The sequence below is a fragment of the Pseudomonas sp. Irchel 3E19 genome, from assembly GCF_900187585.1.
Classification (GTDB): Bacteria; Pseudomonadota; Gammaproteobacteria; order Pseudomonadales; family Pseudomonadaceae; genus Aquipseudomonas; species Aquipseudomonas baetica.
On sequence record NZ_FYDT01000004.1, the window covers coordinates 1 to 18,303 of the forward strand.

General features: G+C 60.0%; 19 protein-coding genes. 8 read left to right on the forward strand and 11 right to left on the reverse strand.

All coding sequences use genetic code 11. The annotated features are described in order from the left end of the window. Positions 1-93: 93 nt before the first annotated feature. Together CKW18_RS03505 and CKW18_RS03510 are read right to left on the reverse strand one after the other, a co-directional pair. Complete coding sequence (locus CKW18_RS03505) at positions 94-486, reverse strand: hypothetical protein (protein ID WP_095187485.1); 393 nt, start codon at positions 484-486, stop codon at positions 94-96. Positions 487-609: 123 nt separating this feature from the next. Further along, on the reverse strand, positions 610-1,179 hold the full coding sequence (locus CKW18_RS03510) for a chorismate mutase (RefSeq protein WP_095187486.1): 570 nt from the start codon (positions 1,177-1,179) through the stop codon (positions 610-612). A gap of 194 nt (positions 1,180-1,373) precedes the next feature. On the opposite strand from CKW18_RS03510, the gene CKW18_RS03515 reads away from it, so the two are divergent. The 3 genes from CKW18_RS03515 to CKW18_RS03525 all read left to right on the forward strand — a co-directional run bounded on the left by CKW18_RS03515 (position 1,374) and on the right by CKW18_RS03525 (position 4,123). After that, a complete protein-coding gene (locus CKW18_RS03515) occupies positions 1,374-2,732 on the forward strand; it encodes an MATE family efflux transporter (protein ID WP_095187487.1) in 1,359 nt (452 codons plus the stop codon). 95 nt (positions 2,733-2,827) lie between these two features. Further along, a complete protein-coding gene (locus CKW18_RS03520) occupies positions 2,828-3,385 on the forward strand; it encodes a YceI family protein (protein ID WP_095187488.1) in 558 nt (185 codons plus the stop codon). A 51-nt stretch (positions 3,386-3,436) separates the two neighbouring features. Next, the gene (locus CKW18_RS03525) at positions 3,437-4,123 is read left to right on the forward strand and encodes a GNAT family N-acetyltransferase (RefSeq protein ID WP_095187489.1); all 687 of its coding nucleotides are present in this window, start codon (positions 3,437-3,439) and stop codon (positions 4,121-4,123) included. Positions 4,124-4,197: 74 nt separating this feature from the next. On the opposite strand, the gene CKW18_RS03530 is transcribed toward CKW18_RS03525, so the two are convergent. From CKW18_RS03530 to CKW18_RS03545, 4 genes are all read right to left on the reverse strand, one after another. Next, on the reverse strand, positions 4,198-4,722 hold the full coding sequence (locus CKW18_RS03530) for a hypothetical protein (RefSeq protein ID WP_256586888.1): 525 nt from the start codon (positions 4,720-4,722) through the stop codon (positions 4,198-4,200). A 152-nt stretch (positions 4,723-4,874) separates the two neighbouring features. Then, complete coding sequence (locus CKW18_RS03535; RefSeq protein WP_095187490.1) at positions 4,875-5,249, reverse strand: DUF6124 family protein; 375 nt, start codon at positions 5,247-5,249, stop codon at positions 4,875-4,877. Positions 5,250-5,687: 438 nt separating this feature from the next. Beyond that, the gene (locus tag CKW18_RS03540) at positions 5,688-6,806 is read right to left on the reverse strand and encodes a P1 family peptidase (RefSeq protein WP_095187491.1); all 1,119 of its coding nucleotides are present in this window, start codon (positions 6,804-6,806) and stop codon (positions 5,688-5,690) included. Positions 6,807-6,965: 159 nt separating this feature from the next. Further along, positions 6,966-8,069: a polyamine ABC transporter substrate-binding protein gene (locus CKW18_RS03545; protein ID WP_095187492.1), complete on the reverse strand. Its 1,104-nt coding sequence runs from the start codon at positions 8,067-8,069 to the stop codon at positions 6,966-6,968. A 110-nt stretch (positions 8,070-8,179) separates the two neighbouring features. Here CKW18_RS03545 and CKW18_RS03550 point away from each other — a divergent pair, with 110 nt between their 5' ends. Further along, a complete protein-coding gene (locus tag CKW18_RS03550) occupies positions 8,180-8,953 on the forward strand; it encodes a helix-turn-helix transcriptional regulator (protein WP_095187493.1) in 774 nt (257 codons plus the stop codon). Positions 8,954-9,083: 130 nt separating this feature from the next. Here the strand turns inward: CKW18_RS03550 and CKW18_RS03555 are convergent, their stop codons facing one another. Next, positions 9,084-10,025, reverse strand: coding sequence for a class I SAM-dependent methyltransferase (locus CKW18_RS03555; RefSeq protein WP_095187494.1), 942 nt, complete (start codon positions 10,023-10,025; stop codon positions 9,084-9,086). Positions 10,026-10,224: 199 nt separating this feature from the next. Here CKW18_RS03555 and CKW18_RS03560 point away from each other — a divergent pair, with 199 nt between their 5' ends. The 4 genes from CKW18_RS03560 (at position 10,225) to CKW18_RS03575 (ending at position 13,420) form a co-directional block, all read left to right on the forward strand. Further along, a complete protein-coding gene (locus tag CKW18_RS03560) occupies positions 10,225-10,638 on the forward strand; it encodes a response regulator (RefSeq protein ID WP_095187495.1) in 414 nt (137 codons plus the stop codon). A gap of 78 nt (positions 10,639-10,716) precedes the next feature. After that, a complete protein-coding gene (locus CKW18_RS03565; protein ID WP_095187496.1) occupies positions 10,717-11,385 on the forward strand; it encodes an HAD-IA family hydrolase in 669 nt (222 codons plus the stop codon). A 139-nt stretch (positions 11,386-11,524) separates the two neighbouring features. After that, entirely contained in the window at positions 11,525-12,757 is a 1,233-nt protein-coding gene (locus CKW18_RS03570; RefSeq protein ID WP_095187497.1) for a M20/M25/M40 family metallo-hydrolase, read from the forward strand. A gap of 360 nt (positions 12,758-13,117) precedes the next feature. Continuing rightward, complete coding sequence (locus tag CKW18_RS03575) at positions 13,118-13,420, forward strand: hypothetical protein (RefSeq protein WP_034152534.1); 303 nt, start codon at positions 13,118-13,120, stop codon at positions 13,418-13,420. A 133-nt stretch (positions 13,421-13,553) separates the two neighbouring features. Here CKW18_RS03575 and CKW18_RS03580 read toward each other — a convergent pair whose 3' ends face one another. From CKW18_RS03580 to CKW18_RS03595, 4 genes are all read right to left on the reverse strand, one after another. Further along, positions 13,554-14,423 (reverse strand): oxaloacetate decarboxylase, encoded by an 870-nt coding sequence (locus tag CKW18_RS03580; RefSeq protein ID WP_016774123.1) that lies wholly within the window; start codon positions 14,421-14,423, stop codon positions 13,554-13,556. A 231-nt stretch (positions 14,424-14,654) separates the two neighbouring features. Further along, positions 14,655-15,689, reverse strand: a complete 1,035-nt coding sequence (gene astA / locus CKW18_RS03585) for an arginine N-succinyltransferase (protein ID WP_095187498.1) — start codon at positions 15,687-15,689, stop codon at positions 14,655-14,657. Between the two features lie 61 nt (positions 15,690-15,750). After that, on the reverse strand, positions 15,751-16,767 hold the full coding sequence (locus CKW18_RS03590; protein WP_095187499.1) for an arginine N-succinyltransferase: 1,017 nt from the start codon (positions 16,765-16,767) through the stop codon (positions 15,751-15,753). A gap of 118 nt (positions 16,768-16,885) precedes the next feature. Next, the gene (locus CKW18_RS03595) at positions 16,886-18,235 is read right to left on the reverse strand and encodes an APC family permease (RefSeq protein ID WP_095187677.1); all 1,350 of its coding nucleotides are present in this window, start codon (positions 18,233-18,235) and stop codon (positions 16,886-16,888) included. Between the last annotated feature and the right edge of the window lie 68 nt (positions 18,236-18,303).

Sequence of the window (18,303 nt, forward strand, 5' to 3'; positions counted from 1 at the left end):
CTGGAAGAGTGCGATGAACCAATTTGCGATTCTGTACGGAGATCGATTTATCAGGCCGACCTGGTAAAACCCGGCCTGCCTGACGGCAGGCCATTACCGGCCCGCACACAAAAAATCTGACACTCTCGCGTTGCGACTTTCAAGCAAACGATCGGAGCCACCTTCGGCTACACGGCGTTCGATCAGACGATCCGAACCACCCTCAGCCACACGGCGCTCGATCAGACGATCCGAACCACCTTCGGCCACACGGCGCTCGATCAGACGATCCGAGCCACCCTCAGCCACACGGCGTTCGATCAGACGATCCGAACCACCCTCAGCCACACGGCGTTCGATCAGACGATCCGAACCACCCTCAGCCACACGACTTTCAATCAACCGATCCGAGCCGCCTTCAGCGACCGTGGTGTGAGCCGCGGTTGCGGCAAAAGCGTTAACTGCGAAAACCGAGAAAGCGATGCTGAGAAGGATTTGGCGTTTCATGATCGTGTGCTCCGGGGTGTTGTAGGTGGGTATGGAGCCGATCTTACGCCGCGGATTTTTTATGAGAACTTCATTGACGTGATGGTGACTATCAACGCCAGCGATGGTTACCTGAGCGCCGGATTACGGGGACGTCGGCCGAATGCACAGCTCACCGGTGGCGCGCACCAAAGCCAACTCATGCAGCGCATCGTGGGTCAGACCCGTGCGCGCCTTGGCCAGCCAGACCGGGCAATTTTGATCATGGCGATAAGGCAAGAAGTCGGCGTATTGCGCAAGCAACCGGGTTTGCAGCTCATCCAGGTGCGGGCGGATCTGCTTGCCCAGATCCGGGCGCGGCGTGTCCGGCGCGGCACCGGCCGCCTGCCATTGCGCGAGCAAACCGTACTGCACCAGTTTGTTGGCCTCCATTTGTGCGGCGATCAACTGTGCCACCTCCTCCGGGTCGAGCTTGCGCTCGGAGGCGAGCGTGCGGGTATTGGCAATGACTTGCGCTTCACGGGGGCTGTCCTGGATCGGCTTGCCACTGTCCCATTTGGTCAACGCAACCAGATCGCCGATGTTCAGGCGTTCGTTTAATGTCGTGAGCAAGGGCTTCAGGGCCTTCGGAGCCGGAGCAGACGTTGCAGCGTGAGAGCTGCTGGCAAGCAGAGCGAGAAAAGCGCTGGTCAGCAGTTTTGGAAAGCGGGGCATGAACAGAACCTCAATGGATGGCATTAACGGGATTTTGTTTACCACAGCCGTGAATGGACAACCACATAACCATGCCAGTTACACAGGCAATGAACGCAACAATCAACGCCCGGCTGAAATGATAATTGCCCCCCGCCGCCCACTCACCGAAGCTATCCTTCATCACCTCACATCGTCGAGATGGATCTCTTTCAATGCAAACCCCCAGCGTCACCCAACCGCTCTGGCAAACCTACCTGCTGTTTCTGGCGCCGATGGTGCTGTCCAACTTTCTGCAATCGATGTCGGGTACGGTCAACAGCATCTACATCGGCCAGATGCTCGGCACTCAGGCGCTGGCGGCGGTGTCGGGCATGTTTCCCGTGGTGTTCTTTTTTATTGCGTTGGTGATCGGCCTGGGCGCGGGCGCCGGGGTGTTGATCGGGCAGGCGTGGGGCGCGCGCGAGCCGCACATGGTCAAGGCGATTGCCGGGGCGACGCTGTTGCTCGGGGTGCTGATCGGGTTGGTGGCGGCGGTGTTGGGCAGTGTGTTTGCACGGCAGGCGTTGACCGGTTTGGGCACGCCGGCGGATGTGCTGGATGATGCGGAGGCCTATGCCCACGTGATGATGTGGATCTTGCCGTCGCTGCTGGTGTTTGTGCTGTTCACGCAGTTGCTGCGTGGGGTGAGCGACACGCTGTCGCCGTTGCTGGCGCTGGTGGTGTCGACCTGTGTCGGGCTGGCGCTGACACCGGCGTTGATTCGTGGCTGGTTCGGTTTGCCGCAACTGGGGATCCAGAGTGCCGCGTTCGCGGGGCTTGCGGGTAACCTGGCGGCGATGGCGTGGCTTTCATGGCGGCTGATTCGCAAGGGCCATCCGCTGGCGCCGGATCGGGCGTTTTTTGCCGCGCTACGCCTCGACGCAGCAATTCTCGGCAAGGTCCTGCGCATCGGTCTGCCGACCGGCGTGCAGATGATTGTGCTGTCGTTGTCGGAGCTGGTGATTCTGGCGCTGGTCAACCAGCACGGCTCGCAAGCCACGGCGGCTTACGGCGCGGTGACGCAGATCGTCAACTATGTGCAGTTCCCGGCGTTGTCGATTGCCATCACCGCATCGATCCTCGGCGCGCAGGCCATCGGGGCCGGGCGGCTGGAACGGATGGGGCCGATCCTGCGCACCGGTCTGTTGATCAACGTGTGCCTGACCGGTGGCCTGATTGTGCTCGGTTACCTGTTGTCGCACTGGTTGCTCGGTTTGTTCCTGACCGAGGATTCGACCCGGGCGATGGCGGAACATCTGCTGCACATCATGTTGTGGAGTCTGTTGGTGTTTGGCTTCCAGGCGATCATCGGCGGGATCATGCGCGCCAGCGGCACGGTGCTGGTGCCGGTGGTGATTGCGATTGTCTGCGTGGTCGGCGTGCAGTTGCCGGCGGCGTATTGGTTGGACGGCCAGTATGGTTTGCAGGGTGTGTGGATGGCGTTTCCGGTGGCGTATCTGGGCATGCTGGTGTTGCAGACCTTGTATTACAAACTGGTCTGGCAGCACCAGAAAATCGAACGCCTGGTTTGAACCTTGTAGGTCGAGTATTCGGGGGCTGGCGCAACAGCCGGTTGTTTGCTTAAGTCAATCGAGTCCCTCGACGGCCGCGCTGCCCGGAGAATGCCATGTCGATCCGATTGCTGCTGGCTGCCGCGTTGTGCCTGTGCGCCAGTCCTGCCGTGCAGGCCGTCGAGTACACCCGCGTCAACACCACCGCCAGTCAGATCAGCTTCACTTACAACCAGATGGGCTCGCGGATGTACGGCACCTTCGGCAAGTTCGAAGCGACGCTGGACTTCAACACCGATGACCTCGCCAGCGCCCATGCCACCTTGCACATCGACCTCAACAGCATCGACGCCGGCAGCGAAGACGCCAACACTGAACTGGTGAAACCGGCGTGGTTCAACACGCAGCAATTCCCGGTGGCGCTATTCGAATCCAGCCAGTTCACGCAATTGGCCGAGAACCGCTACCTGATCGCCGGGCAACTCACCCTCAAAGGCATCACCCGTGCGGTGCAGGTACCGGTGACGTTGAAGCCCGACAGCGCAATTGGCATTTTCGACGGTGAGTTGCTGCTCAAACGCGACGAGTTCGGCCTCGGCGCGGGGGAGTGGGCGGATACCGTGGTGTCCAGGGACATCGCGATCAAGTTCAGGGTCGTGGCGCCCCAGCAGTGAGGTCACCCCACAAGGTATGATGTCGCGGTTTTCCGCCGGAGTTTAGCCGCCATGCCACGCATCACCCACTACAAGTCCCCATGCCCCGAGGGCGTCAACAGCCAGATCCTGCAAATGGTCGTCGACTACCTGACCGACATCAGCGCCGTAGGCCTGGGCCCGAGCAACCTGTTGTACAACGTCTATCAGTACGCGGTGGGCTATGAGGTGCACCTGTATCTGGAGGCGTTGAACGGCGAGAAGGGCACTGAGGTGGAATTGTTGGTTGCAACCGATGAAAGCGACCCGGAGCAGGTGATCGGCTTCCTGTTATACCTGCCGGTGCAGGGCGATTGGGAGGCGTGCAGCGTCGCCTACATGGCCGTGCGCGAAGGGCATCGGCGTCAGGGCGTGGCGCGGACGATGATCGCTGAAATGGTCGGGCGTTATCCCCACGCCGAACTGGCCTGCACCGTCGGCAAGGTCCCGTATTTCGAGGCGCTGGGCTTTGAAGTGATCGGTCAACGCGAGACGCAAGTGCTGATGAGCACGCGGCATTACCGCAGCAACGGCTTGCACGGGTTCATCGACACCATGCCGATCTACCGTTCGCTGGAGGTGCAGCAGATCCACACCTATCTGCTACAGAAAAACGGCAAACGGGCGATGCTCGATGCCGAGAAACAGCGTGACCGGCATCTCGATCAAACCACCGGGCATACCGAAGAATTTGTTCGTCAGCGGCTGACCGTGCACTGAGTGCTGAAGCGCAGACTATTTCCAAATAGCTGATCCCCTGCAGGAGCTGCCGGCGGCAGCTCCTGCAGAGTCGGTCAATCTGGCATCGAGCGAATAATGTCGGCCAGGTCATCCTTGGTTATTTCATTGGCTTTGATGGCGGCGGCGATGTCTTTTTTGGAAAGCGGGAAACGCTTGAAAATTTCTTTCAAATTGTCCGAATCAACATTGGCCACCCAGAGTGGATCAATAAAGGAACCGCCATACTCAGGTTTCATCGGTACTTCTTTGTGGGCAATAGCACCTTTATGGTTGAGATAAACCACATAGCGATCATGCCCTTCAGGAAAGCTTTTATCGTGATAGAGCATGGTCCCCAGAGGCAGGACATAGTAATTCTCGTCGCCATTCGGACCTTCGATCAGCAACGGTTCTTCAATTTTGATCATTTTCATGACATGACGGTTTGAAGCATCGCCAAGCATCAGAAAAGCCATAAAAATCGCACTGACCAATAGAACTGCCACCACCCACAGACTAAGTTGTCTGTTCGTAAAAATAATCCTTATCACTTTGCGCCTCGGCATCCCTTCGAGCATGGCTGGTAAATCAACGTGCATGAAAATTTTGCGGCGTATTGATCATGTCGACGCTCTGCGTGGAATGATCGACAACAGGTTATCCACGGAACTTGCGGATTGAAATAAAAAACGCGACCCCTGACGTTGGGGCGCGTTTTCTTGGCCTGGGAAAACTGTGGTGAGGGCGTTGCCTAAGGTTGCAGTTCTACGTGATCGAGGGCCTGGTTGACGGCCAGTTCACCCAGCATCACGACTTGGGCGATGCCCAGAGCGGTTTTGCGATGGGAGGGCGGCAGGGTTGCGGCGAAGTTGTTGAGCATTTCGCTGGCCGAGCCGAGGGTTTCGCTGGCGTTGGCCAGCAGGGATTCGGTGTTGTACCTGGGGTTGGCGAAGTACATGGACTCCGGCTCGTTGGCACTGGACATGATGCCGGCAGTGGGATTGAGGTAGTAATCGAGGGCGCGGTCGGCGGCTTCGTGGAGTTTTTTGCTGTCGACTGAAGCGTAGGGGGATGTAGTGTCGGTGCTGGCTTCGGATTCTGGCGGGTTGGGTGTTGGTTTTTTCATGGTGTTCTTCTCTCTCTAAGCTGTGGAGCTGACCCATTCGGCTTCCGGTCGAATGGGTGGCAGCTGTACGCAAGGCTGGAAACCCGGGGAGCAGAGAAACCCGGACGACCCGAAGGTCCCCCACGCACAGCCGCCATAACAAAGTGCACACCAAAAAGGTGCGCAATCATACGTCATGAATGGCGCTTTTGCGTTCTGCAGTCCCACGGGGTTTCCAGTCCCGATCGCTGAATTGGCAGCGACGAGCACAGGCTAGAGACCTGACGTCCGACGGACAACCTGAAAACATTGTGGGAAGGTTCTGCAAATTCGAAACAACCTTTAAACATCCCGAATTGAAATACGCAGGACGCTGCGGTGGGTTGCGATCTTTTGAGCTGGTTTTTTAACATCAAAATCAAAAGATCTCAGCCTGTGGCAGCGCCTACAGAGGCGCGTTTAACGGGCGCCGGGCCAGCCGGCCTTGTCTAGGGCGGCGAGCAAGGTGGCGGCATCCAGCCCTGGCACCGAATGCCCGTTGCCATCGGTGCTTTCGCTGGCGAGCAGGGCGTTGATGATGGCTTCTTCAACCGCTTCGGTCGCCGCCAAAAACAACTCGCTGATGTGGTCGTTGTTGACCATGCGCAAACCATCACAGGTCGGCGCTCCTTTGCCTTCGTAGGCGGCGGGCGGGACGTGAGCGTTGCCGGTGGCGAAGGCGATGAAGATGTCGCCGCTGTGGTCTTCGTTGCCACCGCCGGTGCGCGCCAGACCGAGGCTGGCACGCTGCGCCAGGCGTGTGCATTGATGGGGCAGCAGCGGTGCGTCGGTGGCCAGGCACACCACAATCGAGCCCATGCCCGGATGCGGCAGTGAGGCCCGGAGAAACGGCGAATCGACCTGCTCCATATAGCGCCCGACCGGGTAGCCATCGACGCGCAATTCACTGCGAATGCCGTGGTTGGCCTGGACGATCGCCCCCACCGTCCAGCCGCCCTGAGCGCTGCTCAATTGGCGCGATGCGGTGCCGATGCCACCCTTGAATTCATGGCAGATCATGCCGCTGCCACCGCCCACGGCACCTTCCTGTACAGGCCCGTCGACGGCGTTGTGCAGGGCTTCAGCGACATGCTCGGGCTGGACGTGGAAACCGTTGATGTCGTTGATCAGGCCGTCGTAGGTTTCCAAGACCACCGGCATGTTCCAGTAGAGGCGGCCGTCGTCCGGCTGTTGCTGACGATCCAGTGCAATCAGCGCATCACGTACCACGCCGAGGCTGTGGGTGTTGGTGAAGGCAATCGGGCTGGTCAGCAAACCCGCCTCGCGAATCCACTCAAGCCCGGTTGCATCGCCATTACCGTTGAGCACATGCACACCGGCGAAACACGGTTGCTGGTTGGTCGAGCCCAAGCGCGGTTCGATCAGGGTGACGCCGGTGCAAATATCACGACCGGCGCTGCTGCGACCGCGCACGTTGCTGTGGCCGACGCGCACGCCGGGCACATCGGTGATGGCGTTGAGCGGGCCGGGGGTGAGTTGGCCGATGCGGATGTCGAGGTCTCGGGCACGTGGTTTCATGGGTTTCTGTCTCTCTAAAAAATGCAGGGTTGTTCACCGCCTCTGTGGGAGCGAGCCTGCTCGCGAAGGCGTCGGCACTTTCAATACGTTCAGTGCCTGATCCACCGCTATCGCGAGCAGGCTCGCTCCCACCGGGATTTGTGAAATGTTCAAAAGGGTTTACTGGCCGTTCTTGACCTTGCTCCACACCCGCGTACGCACGCGCTCGATGGCTTTGGGCAGCGGCTCAAGGGTGTAAAGGGTTGCCATGGCAGCGGCAGACGGATAAACCGCCGGGTTGTCGCGTGTGGCTGCAGCCACCAGCGGCGTGGCCGCGCGATTGCCGTTCGGGTAGGAGAGGTGATCACTGACCGGCGCAATCACCTCCGGGCGCAGCAGGTAATCGATAAAGGCCAGGCCTTGCGTCCGGTTTGGCGCGTCCTTGAGCAGCACCAGCGTGTCGAACCACACCGGCGCGCCTTCCTTGGGCAGGCTGTAGGCGATCTTCACGCCGTTGCCGGCCTGCTCGGCATTGGTCTTGGCTTCGAGCATCGCCCCCGACCAGCCAACGGCCACGCAGATGTTGCCGTTGGACAGGTCGCTGATGAATTTCGACGAGTTGAAGTAGGCAATGTGCGGGCGCAGTTTGAGCAGCAGCGCCTCGGCTTTTTTATAGTCTTCGGGGTTCGTGCTGTTGGGCGGCAACCCCAGATAATGCAGGGCCACCGGGAGCATTTCCGACGGCGAATCGAGCATCGCCACGCCACACTGCCCAAGCTTGGCGAGGTTGTCTGCGTTGAACACCAGATCCCACGAATCCACCGGCGCCTTGTCGCCCAGTGCGGCGCGCACTTTATCGACGTTGTAGCCGATGCCGTTGGTGCCCCACAGGTACGGCACCGCGTATTGATTGCCCGGATCGTTGTTGGCCAGTTTGGCCAGCAGATCATTGTCGAGGTTCTTCCAGCCCGACAGTTGATCGCGCGGCAGCGGGGCGAGGGCGCCGGCCTTGATCAGCGTCGGCAGGCTGAAGTTGCTCGCCACCACCACGTCATACCCGCTGCGGCTGGTCATCAATTTGCCTTCCAGCACCTCGGCACTGTCGAAGGTGTCGTACACCGGTTGAATGCCGCTGTCGCGCTGGAAATCGTGCAGCGTGTTCGGGCCGATGTAGTCGTACCAGTTGTAGACATGCACGCTTGGCGCATCGGCGGCGTTGGCGGCTGTTACCGCGCCAAGACAGGCGAGCAGGCCCAAGTTGATATAGCCACGATGACGAAGCATGATGCGGCACTCCTGGCCTGTGCAGGCCGGTGATGAACAGGAGTGGTCAGCCTATCGGCCGGACCTCGCCTGACCCATTCCCATCATGGGTTACTCAAAAGGGGTAGTGCGTGGACGCGTTGTTGCAGGAGTTGCCGGTGCATCAAAGCCTGGCACGGGTGTTTGCCGGTGTCGGGCAGGACGGTTTCTGGCGCGCGCTGGTGGACACCTTGCGCTTGCTGGTGCCGTTGGACAATGCGCTGGTGGCGCTGATGAAGGCCGGTCAGGCGCCACAATTGCTGATCGACTTCGACAGCAAGGGCCGCGCTGACGAGCAGCAAGAACTGGCCAGTTACAGCGCCGGGATGTACCTGCTCGATCCGTTTTATCAAGCTGCCACCACCGGCATCACCGATGGTTTGCACAGCCTGGCCGCGGTGGCGCCGGACCAGTTTCTGCACAGCGAGTATTACCTGAGCTACTTTCGTTCGGTGGTGGGCGAGGACGAGTTGCAGTTCATGATCAACGTCGAGGGCGGTGTGCTCGGCTTGTCGCTGGGGCGGGCGCGGACGTTTGATCTGGCGGAGCAGGGCAGGCTGTTGTGCGTGCGCGATTGGGTGCTGGCGGCGATGCGCCGGCATGTGCAGTTGTTGCCGCCGCAGGGTGCGGTGGCTGACGTGGTGGTCGGCGATCTGGCGACGTTGCTTGATCGGTTTGATGCGCGGTTGACAGAGCGCGAAGTCGAAACGGCGCGGCTGATTCTGCAAGGCTTTTCCAGCAAGGCGATGGCCCAGCAGATGGGCATTTCGCCGGAGACCGTCAAAGTCCATCGGCGCAATCTTTACCACAAGCTCAATGTGACCGGGCATGGCGAGTTGTTTGCGCTGTTGCTGCGCCCTCACTAAAGATCATCGGGCGTGCACATAAACCTGTGGGAGCGAGCCTGCTCGCGAATACGGTAGATCAGGCAACATCACTGGCGACTGACAGACCGCTTTCGCGAGCAGGCTCGCTCCCACGATGGAGTTTGTAGTGTCAGGTGGTGCGTTGGAAGACCAGGGCCTTGAGGCCGCTTTCAGGGTCGATATCCGGGAACTCTGGCGGATTCTCGAGGCGCTGCTCAAAGCGCAGACTCGGCGCCTCCTGCGTCACGCCGTCAATCAAAAAGTCCGAGCCGAACGCCGGATCATTCATGCACGCCAGCACCACACCCTCAGCCGTCAGTAACTCCGGCAAGCGGCGTAGCACCCGCTGGTAATCCTTGGTCAGCAGAAAACTGCCTTTCTGGAATGACGGCGGGTCGATGATCACCAGATCATACGGGCCACTATTGATTACCTTGCCCCATGACTTGAACAGGTCGTGGCCGAGGAAACTGACTTTGCTCAGGTCATGCCCGTTCAACCGATGGTTGTCGCGGCCACGGCTCAGTGCCGCGCGGGACATGTCCAGGTTGACCACATGGCTGGCGCCGCCTTCAATGGCTGCCACGGAAAAGCCGCAGGTGTAGGCGAACAGGTTCAATACGCGTTTGCCCGCCGCTTGTTCGCGCACCCAGTTACGCCCGTAACGCATGTCGAGAAACAGCCCGGCGTTCTGCTTGCGGCCGAGATCGACGCGGTACTGCAAACCGCCTTCGACGATGGTCATTTCATCGATCTCGTTGCCCAGCAACCATTCGGCAGTGCTTTGCGGCAGGTAACGATGCTGGATCAACAGGGTATGCGCGCCGGACTGCTGCCACTGCGCCGACCCGCTGATGTCCAGTAACAAGCGCTTGAGGTCTTCCAGCTGTTCAGGGGCTGGCTCCTTGAACAGCGACACCAGCACCACGCCTTGCAACCAGTCCACCGTCAGTTGTTCCAGCCCCGGCCAGCAGCGGCCGCGGCCATGGAACAGGCGGCGGGTTTCGCTCGGTGCCGCCGCGAGCGCAGGCAACAAATGGGCGTGGAGAGTGGCGAGGGCTTCAGGGTTCATCGGTCACGGTCGGCAAGCAAAAGGGCCGGCATTTTAACCACAATTACCCCGTCACGAACGCTTGTCGCGAACGGACTATTACGACGTTTGAGAAAAGACCTGTATCAAAAATGAATTTCTGCAAAGCGCGCTGCTCATACCAGATAAGCAGCGGATTCAAGCCGCTAAATCGTTAATGCAATTCAGGGAGTGCAGTTTCATGTGCCCAACATCGACGGCGAGCGCGCACCTTCCTGACGGATTGATTCTGGTAGTTGAAGACGATCCGTTGATTCTGGAGTTTCTCTGCGAAATTCTTCAGGAGGAAGGTTTCAAGGTCGAGCCGCAAACCAGCGCCGACGCCGCATCAATCTATCTGGAAAAGCACGCGCAGCAGGTGGCGCTGTTGCTGACCGACATCACCATGCCCGGCACTCTCAATGGCGCCGACCTGGCTAACCTGGTCGGCGACCGCTGGCCGGACAAACCGGTGATGGTCATGTCCGGTTATGAAACGCCGGAAACCTCCGGGGTCAAGCACCCCGTGGCGTTTATCAAAAAGCCCTGGGCGATCGGTCAGTTGCTCGACTGTGTAGACAGCGCGTTCAAGTCCAAGGCACCGCGCCTGCACTGAGACACTGGGTTGAAGCGCCGGGCAAATGCTACATTGCCCGGCCAATCTGCCCGGCCCCTTGCCAGAGGATGTGACCTTTTGTCTGCTCACGATAAAGTCTTCGACCGCGCGTTCGGCGCGTTCCTGTTCGACATGGACGGTACCGTCCTCAACTCCATCGCCGCCGCCGAGCGGATCTGGTCAGCCTGGGCCGTGCGCCACGGCGTTGACGTAGCGACGTTTCTGCCGACCATTCATGGTGCGCGGGCGATCGATACGATCAATCGCCTGAATTTGCCCGGCGTTGATGCCGAGGCGCAAGCGGCCTTCATCACCGAAGCGGAAATCGAAGACGTTGAAGGCATCGTCGAGATTCCCGGCGCTGCCGCGTTTCTCAACAGCCTGCCTGCTGATCGCTGGGCGATGGTGACATCGGCACCACGGGATCTGGCGTTGCGGCGCATGGCGGCGGCGGGAGTGTCGGCACCGGCGGTGATGATTACCGCTGAGGACGTAACGGCCGGCAAACCCGACCCGGCCGGCTACCGGCTCGCGGCCAGACGCCTCGGTGTGGCGCCCGCCGACTGCCTGATCTTCGAAGACGCCAGCGTCGGTATCCAGGCTGCCGAAGCCGCAGGCGCCGCGTTGCTGATTGTCACCACTACGCATCAACATCCGCTCGACACCCCACACGCGACGCTGGCCAGCTATGACGGACTTGGCGTGCGTGTCGACGGCGAAGGGCAACTGCATCTGTACGCTGATTGATACCGCAGCATTGCTGCGCGAACCGTTGGCTCGCGCAGGTTGTTCGGTATCGCCGCGCACGATGTCGCATCCGGTATAGAGCCTTGTGTCGATGTCAGGTACGGTTTCAGTACCCCTGACGCGAAACAAGGATCGATTCATGACGTGCTCATTTTCCCGCTCCCTGCTGGCCGCGAGCCTCGGCCTGACACTCGCTTTCGGCGCCGCCACGACTTTCGCCGAACCGCACAAACAAGTACTCGCCGACGCCGAACAGTACCAGCCCGAAGCACTGAAGCTGCTGGAGCGGCTGGTCAATATCGACTCCGGCTATGAACCGGGGCTCAAACAAGTCAGCGACATCGCGATCGATGAGCTGAAAAAACTCGGCGCGACGATCGAGCGGGTACCCAACACGCCGGAAAAATCCAACCACGTACTGGCCACGCTCAAAGGCACCGGCAAGGCAAAAATCCTCCTGATGGCGCACATGGACACTGTGTTCAAGGAGGGTTCGGCGGCCGAGCGGCCGTTCCACATCAAGGACGGTCGCGCCTACGGGCCTGGCGTGATGGACGACAAGGGCGGCATCGTTGCCGGCATCTATGCGCTGAAAGTCCTGAAAAACCTCGACTTCAAGGACTACGCGCAAATCACCTTCCTGCTCGACGCCAGCGAAGAAACCGGCTCGGACGTCGCCACCGACCTGATCAAGAAAACCGCGAAACGGCACGACGTGACCCTCAATCTGGAACCGGGTCGTCCGGCCGACGGCCTGGTGGTGTGGCGCAAGGGCAGCGCCACGGCGTTGGTTGAGGTTAAAGGCAAAGCTGCGCATGCCGGTGTCGCTCCGCAATTGGGGCGCAACGCGGCGATGGAGGCGGCGCACCAGATTCTGCAACTGGGCAAACTGGGTGATGAGGCGAAGAAAACCACCATCAACTTCACCGTGCTCAATGCCGGCGATCGCACCAATGTGATTCCCGATCAGGCCACGGCCAAGGCTGATGTACGCGCGGCGGTGCCGGAGGAGTTCGACCGGATCGAGAAGGATCTGGCGCGGGTGTCTCAGGACAAGCTGATCCCCGAGACTGAAGTGAAGACCACCTTGCAACGCGGTTTGCCGCCGATGCCACAAACGGCCGAGTCCGATCGCCTGATGGCCATGGCTCAGGGGATTTACGGCGAAATCGGCCGCAAATTGACCGAGGAGGGCAGCGGTGGCGCGGCGGATGCGAGTCTGTCGGCCGGGGTTGGCACGCCGACGCTGGATGGCTTCGGGATTGTCGGCGGCAATATTCATACGCCGGAAGAGTACGCGGAGGTCGCGAGCGTGGCGCCGCGGATTTATCTGTTGTCGCGGATGATTATGGAGTTGGCCAAGCCGCGCTGAGTGGGTTTGATCGTTCCCACGCTCAGCTTGGGAATACGTGATCGTTCCCACGCTCTGCGTGGGAATGCCTCAAGGGACGCTCCGCGTTCGGCTTTGTGTGGGACGCAGAGCGTCCCGGGCTGCATTCCTACGCAGAGCGTGGGAACGATCATTATGTGTAAAGGATGTACCGGTCTCTACAGTGAGGGTTTTTTGTAGGAAAAGTGGAAGTCGCGGTCGTCGTACTAAAAATACCGAAAAATCTGACAGAAGCCCTCGTTGCGCCCTTTGAGCGCGGCTCTTATAGTTTCGGCTCGCAGAAAGCTCTGCGACGATCTTGGCCGGTCGAATACAGAACCTGACTTTTCTGGAGTGAACTCTATGACCGACCAAGTAATGCCCCGCTTCCTCCCCATCGACACCTACGACGCCGAATCCCCGGTGCTCTTCCTCAATACCCATTCAGAACTCAGCGACATGGCCGCCTGTGCGATGCACCGCTTTGTGGTCGTGCGCGATCTGGCCGACACCTTTGCCAGCCTCAACCTCAAGGGCATTTCCGATTGTGATCTGACGCGGGTGACCAGCGCGGTGCACCTGTTGATGCGCGAGGGCTGTGCGATTCTGAATGTGATTCAAGCGCGGGCGGTGCAGCGGGAAGAGGCTTACAAGACGCCGGTTTAGCGCTGTAGCGGCAGACGCCTTCGCGAGCAAGCTCGCTCCCACATTTGATCTGCGTCGAACACCCGTTCCGTGTTCACTACAAATCCACTGTGGGAGCGAGCCTGCTCGCGAAGAGGCCGGTGCAGCCAACGCATCACTCCTTGACGCTCATATATTCCTTGGCCCAGAGAATGTATTCCTCCGGCTGGGTATAGGTGTGCGTCAGTTCGGTGGCGCTCAGGTCGGACGCCTGGGTAAAGATCTGTCGCTGTTCGCGCAGGCTGTCGTAGGTCGCCTTGATCGCCGCAAAGTAGGCGCCATGGCCGTCGATGGTCACGCGCACGCCCAGTTCGGCCAGGCGCTTGTCGTCGCGCAGTGCCGGGTTGCCATAGGTGACCAGCATCAGTGGCACGGTCAAGTGCTCGGCAATCTGTTCCAGCTGATCGAAATCCTGAACCCCGACCATGCAAATACCGTCAGCGCCTGCGGCTTGATACTGGCGGGTGCGGCTGATGATTTCCTGATTCGGCAGGATGCCGGCGTTGGTACGGGCGATGATCGCCATTTCCGTGTCGACCCGGGCTTCCAGCGCTGCGCGGATCTTGCCGACGCCTTCGGCGACCGTGATCAGGTCGGTGGATTTACGCCCGAATTGCGCTGGCAGCAGGGTGTCTTCGATGGTCAGGGCGGCGACGCCGGCGCGTTCCAGTTCGACGATGGTGCGCATCACGTTGAGGGCGTTGCCGTAGCCGTGATCGGCGTCGGCGATTACCGGCAACTGGGCGACGCGGCCGATGCGGGTGGCCTGTTCGGCGAACTCGCTGAGGGTGATCAAGGCGAAGTCCGGCGCGCCCAGCACCTGCAGTGAGGCCACCGATCCGCCGAGAATGCCCACTTCAAAACCCAGGTCAGCGGCAATGCGCGCAGACATCGGGTCGAACACCGAAGCGGTGTGGTAGCAGGTGTCGGAGGCCAGCAACTGACGGAAGTTACGGCGCAAATCTTGATGAGAAAGCCTGGTCATACGAGTTCCACCAATACAAAGGAATGGAACGGCTTGAGCAAAGGTGTCAACGCCGAAGAATGAAAAGGCTATCACGCGGATGGGTCAAGGATCATGACGAATTTGCAAGGGGGCGGTTTGCCGCGGGGTTTATGCTGAAAGGTTTCATCAGGAAGGTGAAATTTCACCTGTGGCGACGATTCGACAACCTCCCTCGCCACGCAGGTTTATGGAACCCTGGGGGGGCGGGGCTCAGGCCGCCACAGCCTGCTGCTGTTGATTGGGCAACATCACCGCCCTTACCGAGTTCCCCGGCTGCAGTTGCAGGCGTTTGGCTGTCAGGCGGTCGATCACCAGGCTGCTGCCGACGCGACGCGCCTGGGCAACGGTGATGCGGCAGTTTTCCAGACGCCGGTTGTGGATCAGCCACAGCGGTGCCTGTTCGTCCGGGGTGCCGAGGCTCAAGGCCAGTTCCAGGCTGTCGCGTACGGTGCGGATGTTGCGCACCGGCGCTTCGATCACCGGGCCGCCGTCGAAAATGTCGATATAGCCCTTGTGCGCAAAACCCTCGCCCTGAAGGATTTTCAGCGCCGGCTCAGTATTGGGATGCGCCTGACCGATGGCCGCCTGCGCCTGTTCGGTGAGCATGCAGGTGTACAGCGGTTGGCGGGGCATCAGTTCGGCGATGAATGATTTGTTGCCCAGCCCCGACAAATGATCGGCATGGCTGAAATCCATCTGAAAAAAGTGTCGACCCAGGCTGTCCCAGAATGGCGAGCAACCCTGTTCATCGGCGCTGCCGCGCAACTCGGCGATCATTTTCTCGCCGAACAAGTGCGGGAACTCGGCGACGAACAACAGTCGCCCCAGGGACAGCAACCGGCCATTACTGCCGTGGCGTTGGTCGTGGCCGAGGAACAACGAGCACAATTCCGATTCGCCAGTCAGTTCGTTGTTGAGGAACAGCGTCGGAATCTGCCGTTGAATGCCCAGATCCGGCGCCGAACTCACGGTCAGGCCGACCCGGTAGTTGTACCAGGGTTCACGCAGGCCGACCGCGCCGCTCAGGGCGCTGACACCGACCACGCGCAGGTCATCGTCTTCGAGCACGAAAAGGTAATCGGCATCGGCACGCTCCACCTGCCCGGCGAACGCGCGTTGTGCCCAACGCACCCGGTGAGCCAGGCGATCTTCGTTGGCCGGCAGGGTGGTAAACCCCGGGCCTGCCTGTTGTACCAGGGTCATCAACGCTGGCAAATCACTGACTTTGACCGGACGGACAATCATGCTGAAACTCCTTCTGCGCACCTGTTCGGGTACTGTCGTTGACTGCGTAACCGGGCGCGGTTCACAGGGCAATCAGCCGGATCGGGCTGCCATCGGTCACGTTCAGCGCCGCACACATTGTCGGGGTGAGCGACAGCGGTTGTCCGGGTTGCCAATCGAGTTCGGTGACGATGGCCCGGTAACCATGCAGCGCGTCGTTACTGAGCAGATAGCGGCCACGGGCGTCGATCTGCGGTTGCTGTTGCACAGTGGCCGTTTCGCTGCGGGCGATCGAACGAATGTTCGCGGTGCGCGCATACAAGGTCGGGCCCGCGTCGAAGAGGTCGATGTAGCTGTTGGTTTCAAAACCTTCGCGCTCAAGAATGTCGAACGCTTCCTGCCCGTCCGGGTGAATACGCCCGATGCAGTCTTGCGCCGCTTGCGGCAGCATCGGCACGTAGATCGGGTATTGCGGCATCAGTTCGGCGAGGAATGCACGGCTTTGCAAACCACACAGGCGCTCAGCTTCGGCGTAGGGCAGGTCGAAGAAGTGTTTGCCCAGTGCATCCCAGAACGGCGAATGACCGTTTTCGTCGCTGTAACCGACGATTTCGGTAATCACCGCTTCGGCGAAGCGCTGCGCGTGGGCCGCGATGAACAGCAGGCGCGCCCGTGAGAGCAATTCGGAAAACGGTGTACGCACCAGCGCTGCGTCGATGTGGAAACCGCGCAGCAGGGTGTGGTCGTTCAGATCGTGGCACAACGAAAGGGCCGGCACGCCGTGCTCAATGTTCAGCTCCCGCGAGGCGCTGGTGAAATGGCGATTGCGCAGGCTGTAGAAAGGCTCGTTGAAACCGGCGGTGGCGAGAATCTCCGAGCAGCCGAGCAGACGCCGGCTATCGAGGTCTTCCAGCACGAAGAAGTAATTCTGCGGGCCGTTGGCCTGCGCCTCGCTGTCGAACGACGTACAGGAGCCGGCGATTTTCTCGCGCAGGCGTTCGCTGTCATCCGGCAGCGACGTCACGCCTACCAGGCTGTCGCGAGCCAGTTGATGTAACTGAGGCAGGTCGGTTGGCTCGACTGGGCGTAAGACCAGCATGGATGTACTCCTGTATCAAAAGGTTCGGCGAATTCGCCGCACCTGACTATCACTGTCGGTGTCCACGCGTTAAATCGGCGGTCGCCTGATTTGTTGTCAGACGCCGCTCTTTTTCTTGTCAGCCGTTGCTCGGGTCAGGCAGCGCAGTACTGGCGCCGAGCTTGTTGAGGAAGAACAGGTACACCAGGCCCAGAGCAATCCAGATCAGGCCGAGTTTCTGCGCATCGACGCCCATGTTGTACATGATGGCCGCGACGATGATGAAGCCGATCACCGGGCAGATCAGATGGCGCACGACCTGACCGGATTTTTGCCGACGCCAGTAGTAGTTGATCACGGTCAGGTGCAGCAGCATGAAACCGCTGAGTGCGCCGAAGTTGACCAGCGACGTCAGGGTGTCGACCGAATTGATGAACAGGTAGCAGATCACCAGCGACAGCACCGCCACCAGATAAATGCTCAGGTAAGGCGTGTTGTGTTTCGGGTGCACCCTGGCCAGCACTTTCGGCAGTTTGCCGTCGCGGGCCATGCCGAACAGCAGGCGCGACACGGCCGCTTGCGAAGTGATTGCCACGGCCACGCCCCAGGCCAGCGCAGTCGCCACACCGGTCAGGGTCGCGAGCCAGCTACCGGCAGCGATTTCGGCAATCTCATAGAACGCGGTGTCAGCGGATTTGAAGCCCATGCCCGCTGCCAGATCAGTGGCAATCCAGGTTTGCGCGACGAAAATCACGCCCATTACCACCAGCGTGATCAACGCGGCCTTGCCGACACTGCGGCCGGGGTCGCCCTTGATCTCTTCGGCGAGGGTGGAAATGGCATCGAAGCCGAGAAACGACAGCACCGCAATCGACACCGCTTGCATCAGCAGGGCGAAATTGAAGGTTTGCGCGTTATACAGCGGCGCCAGGGTCAGCTCGCCGTTGCCGCCACCGTTGTGCAGGGCATTCCAGGCGTAGAACAGGAAGATGCCCAGCACCACCAGTTGTGCCAGCAGGAAAATGATGTTCATCCGCGCGGTGAAGGTGATGCCACGCAGGTTGACGAAGGTCGCGCTGACCAGGAACGCCAGAATGAAGCCGACTTTCGGAATGTCCGGATACAAGTGGTTGAGCGCCATCGCTGCATACACATACAGCAGTGGTGGAATCAGCAGGTAATCAAGCAGCATCAGCCAGCCGGCGATGAAGCCGACGTGTTGATTGAGGCCGCGTTGCGCGTAGGAATACACCGAACCTGCAATCGGAAAAGCCTTGGCCATGCTGCCGTAGCTCAACGCCGTGAACAGCATCGCCACCATGCCGATGATGTACGCCAGCGGCACCATCCCCGGTGCCTCGGCGTTAACGTAGCCATACACGCCGAACGGGGCGATGGGGATCATGAAGATCATCCCGTACACCACCAGATCCGTGAGCGTGAGGCTACGTTTCAACTCTTGTTTGTAGCCGAATTCTTCAATTACCATGAAGCGCAACTCCTTGTCAGCCATCGATTGTTTTTTAGTTCTTCTATCGGTAATCCGTTACAGCATCA